At 41.4% G+C, this 3,303-nt stretch carries 4 protein-coding genes; all 4 read left to right on the forward strand.

What is annotated here, in order from left to right; all coding sequences use genetic code 11:
* Positions 1 to 546: 546 nt before the first annotated feature.
* The 4 genes from QZZ35_RS10265 to QZZ35_RS10280 all read left to right on the forward strand — a co-directional run bounded on the left by QZZ35_RS10265 (position 547) and on the right by QZZ35_RS10280 (position 3,246).
* Positions 547 to 696, forward strand: a complete 150-nt coding sequence (locus tag QZZ35_RS10265) for a hypothetical protein (protein WP_291237315.1) — start codon at positions 547 to 549, stop codon at positions 694 to 696.
* Between the two features lie 323 nt (positions 697 to 1,019).
* A complete protein-coding gene (locus QZZ35_RS10270) occupies positions 1,020 to 1,853 on the forward strand; it encodes a helix-turn-helix domain-containing protein (protein WP_291237316.1) in 834 nt (277 codons plus the stop codon).
* 76 nt (positions 1,854 to 1,929) lie between these two features.
* Positions 1,930 to 2,271, forward strand: coding sequence for a hypothetical protein (locus QZZ35_RS10275; RefSeq protein WP_291237317.1), 342 nt, complete (start codon positions 1,930 to 1,932; stop codon positions 2,269 to 2,271).
* A 795-nt stretch (positions 2,272 to 3,066) separates the two neighbouring features.
* The gene (locus QZZ35_RS10280) at positions 3,067 to 3,246 is read left to right on the forward strand and encodes a hypothetical protein (protein ID WP_291237318.1); all 180 of its coding nucleotides are present in this window, start codon (positions 3,067 to 3,069) and stop codon (positions 3,244 to 3,246) included.
* The last annotated feature ends 57 nt before the right edge of the window (positions 3,247 to 3,303 follow it).

Consider the following 3,303-nt stretch of genomic DNA (forward strand, 5'->3'; position numbering starts at 1 on the left):
AGCTTGGTGCAAGGCTTACGATGGAGCTGCTGGAACTGCCCCTGCACCAGTGAAACTGCCGGTTTTTATTTGCAAGGCTGGTGACGGTGGGAATATGACTGGCGCACCAGTTATAAAGTGAATACCCGTAAAGAAGAGAGCCCTCTGTGGGGAGTATGGCCACAGTCGCGAGAAAAGATTTGAAGACCCTGCTATGGATGAGGAGACGTTCCTTATTTCCATAGCAGGTTTTTTTTTTGCATTTGTGTGTTCTAGTTTTCTTACGGGATAGTTTGCAGGTTGTGCCGGGATTGTTCCCGGAGGCTGTTTCCCATGCTATCCTCGTAAAATTGGGGCCAATGAAGGATTAGCATAGCGTTGAATATTGAGTAAAAAACTCGAAAATCAACATTTTGATATTGACATATGAAAAAATGTGTATTATATTTAGCATTAGGAAAGCGGTACGGGGATAGTGCCCTTGTTTTTTGGTGTTCCCGTTACTAAGGCATGAGGTAACCGGCTGTACACAGTACTGCCGCGTAGAAAGAAAGGAGTGGACTTTGTATGAACGGTGTGGGCAACGCTCTCACCGAGAACGGACAGCAGCAGATATGTCTGAACAGTGCACAGGTGACAGATGGCTACTGGTTCAGGGCTGACCGCAATTGGGAAAACAATCTGCAACAGGTCCACAGAGAACCTGTCTATGTCTAAGGCGATAAGCATAGTGGAGGAGTTATCCTTTCATAGGTCATGAACCGATGATCTAACGGATGTGTTATTGCAGACTATGGATAGATCCTTTGGGAGCTTATAGTTATCAGCATATACTGTAAACTCAGGAAATCCGGCCTGAGTCAGCGTCCCGACGGCAGTAGTGAGATAAACAAGAGACGTGTGAAGTGAAGCTGGTGCAGTGTATAGCAACGGAGGTGTCGAGCGGTACAGGGAAATCTGTAAACAGGCTAAAGGGAGTAATGTCAAGGTTGAGACCTCCAACCGGATGTGAAGAACCCTGCCTCCACGGAGGTAATAATATGGATAAGAAGAATACGCTTGCCAGTGGTACAACAGCTGTTTTAAGCGGTAGATATAGACTTCCAGGTGTCAGCAGTCTTCCTGATGCGGATCGGAGCAAATTTGACCCGGTACGTTTTGGAACACTTGTGAGAGATATGTGCGGTGGTTTGTCGGTCAGATCGTTTGCAGAAAAGATTGGTGTATCACCGTCGTACATAAGTAAATGCACGAACTTTAAGTTGGAGTCTCCACCTACCAAGAAGACTCTGTTTAAGCTGAGCAATGCAACCCCAGAACAACCGATTGATCTGTCTGAACTTACTGAGGCAGCCGGTTATACGGCATTAAAAGATCAGTGGATTAGTATCCCAGACAGCGATCTCTATCGCAGAGCAGTTTCATACAGTACAGCACTTTCTGATTTTTTTGGTGGCGATGTGCTGGGAGCGTGTTATGAACTACAGAAAGCATTGATGACCCACGGAATAGATGGTGATATGACGACCCGGATCAACAGGGCAAAAGGGTATTTTGAGATTACCGACATAGAAAGTGGCCAGATTTACGTAGGGATTCCTGCTTATTGTAATGACGAAGATGGAATGATCGCGGTATTCTTTACAATGTCAAAGCGGTACATCCAGTTGACAAAGGACGAGGATGCCGGGAATAAGGTGTTTTATATCCTTACGGATCATGAAGTTATCTATGAAAATTGTCTTCAGCTTCAGACGGCTGGTAATTCCAAAGCATCGGTTGTATTGTATACAGCTGACCATGCAGGATTTACCAAAGAAGACTTGCTACGGGGTTCAGGAGCTAAACCGATGAGTTTGCTCGATGAAAATTGAATATTGTGTTTTCCGTGTTGTGCTGCACGAATGATTGATATAAAGCACACCCAATAAATTTTAAGGAGATAAGATCATGGCTAACACAGTGACAGGCTGTGCAACTATGGATCTTGAGGAACGGGTAGACTGGTATGATGCTCTGGTAGATTCGGATGAAAGGGTTCAAAGAAAGTATGAAGAGATTACAAAGATACAATCGGATCTCAGAAAATTTCTTGACGAACTCGGAATTCCTTCCGAGAAGAAGGACTTACTCATCAAATGGATGATACCAAAAGTTGAAGACTATTCTGTTGGGGTCTTGGTAGAAGCAATCAACGTGATTGCAGAAGATGCTGACAGTGAGCAAAATGAGTTCAAAAAGGTGCTGAGGCTTGCACAGATTTGTGCCGAGCTCGAAGACAAGAATGAGTGATAATCTGCTTTATAAAATATAACCACTAGCCATTTTAATCCCCCTCCTCCTGATTCATAGGTGGCCACTACCTTTCTCATAAGCCCTACAGAGCAAGCATATAAGTTCTGAGGCTTATGAGAAAGGGTGGTTGCACACCTTGTGATGTGGAAAGTTTATGATCATGTACGCACATAAAAATAGATCGTTGATAGATAAGGAGGTATGCGTAAATATGATGAGTGTGAACTGATTATAAGAAGTAGGAATAAGAAGTCAAAAAAGATAGTAGATGATATTGAAGATATATTGTAGGAAAGCAAGTCCCCAGAAATGTCAAATTGAAATACATATAAGATGTTATGGAGTTCAAAGAAGCTGTTGAATAGGAATTCGTGTGTTGGATTATTGAATGAAAATGCTGATCTGGCTCAGGATGAACGCTGGCGGCGTGCCTAACACATGCAAGTCGGATAAAAGAAAAATAAATTGCGTTAAATAGACTGAATAGAGAATAGAGAAGATTTTGGGGTATCGGTAGAAAAAAGGTGATCATGTATTTCTATATTATTTAGAAAACTATGTTTCTAACGTACCGGTAGCCGTGGTGATACGTAGACAACAAAGAGTTTTAGGAGTATTACTTGTTGTAGGGTCTAGTTTATTGTGCCCAAATTTCAACAAATTCAGTTTATGATGAAAGCATTCAAAGTAATCCGACAAATATAATTATTTCAAAGAAGTCCATTTGGAAAGAAGGTGATTATTCGGAAAAAAGAAAGTTTGCTGTAGACGCTAGAAAAAAAGAAGCTCCAGATGGCTGCGAAGTTGCTTAATAATAAGACGGGCAGTGGAAAGAAAGCAATTTTTATTGAAAAGCGTGGGGAGCTTAGAGAACGTCTTCAAAAAAGTATAATAAGATACGATCTTTTTGAACAGTTTATAAAGTTTGGATTTAGAGAAGATCGTTTTGATCCTGTTTATTTATCTCCATAAGATATGTCATTTTGTATTTTAAGAAATTTGAGAAACTTTATATTTTCAGAAGTCTGC

Origin of the sequence: Frisingicoccus sp. (assembly GCA_016298055.1) — a bacterium.
In the GTDB taxonomy this organism is placed as follows: Bacteria; Bacillota; Clostridia; order Lachnospirales; family Lachnospiraceae; genus Frisingicoccus.

Coding starts and splice junctions, on each gene's coding strand:
- QZZ35_RS10265 (WP_291237315.1), top strand. CDS start 547: ATGAACGGTGTGGGCAACGCTCTCACCGAGAACGGACAGCAGCAGATA.
- QZZ35_RS10270 (WP_291237316.1), top strand. CDS start 1,020: ATGGATAAGAAGAATACGCTTGCCAGTGGTACAACAGCTGTTTTAAGC.
- QZZ35_RS10275 (WP_291237317.1), top strand. CDS start 1,930: ATGGCTAACACAGTGACAGGCTGTGCAACTATGGATCTTGAGGAACGG.
- QZZ35_RS10280 (WP_291237318.1), top strand. CDS start 3,067: ATGGCTGCGAAGTTGCTTAATAATAAGACGGGCAGTGGAAAGAAAGCA.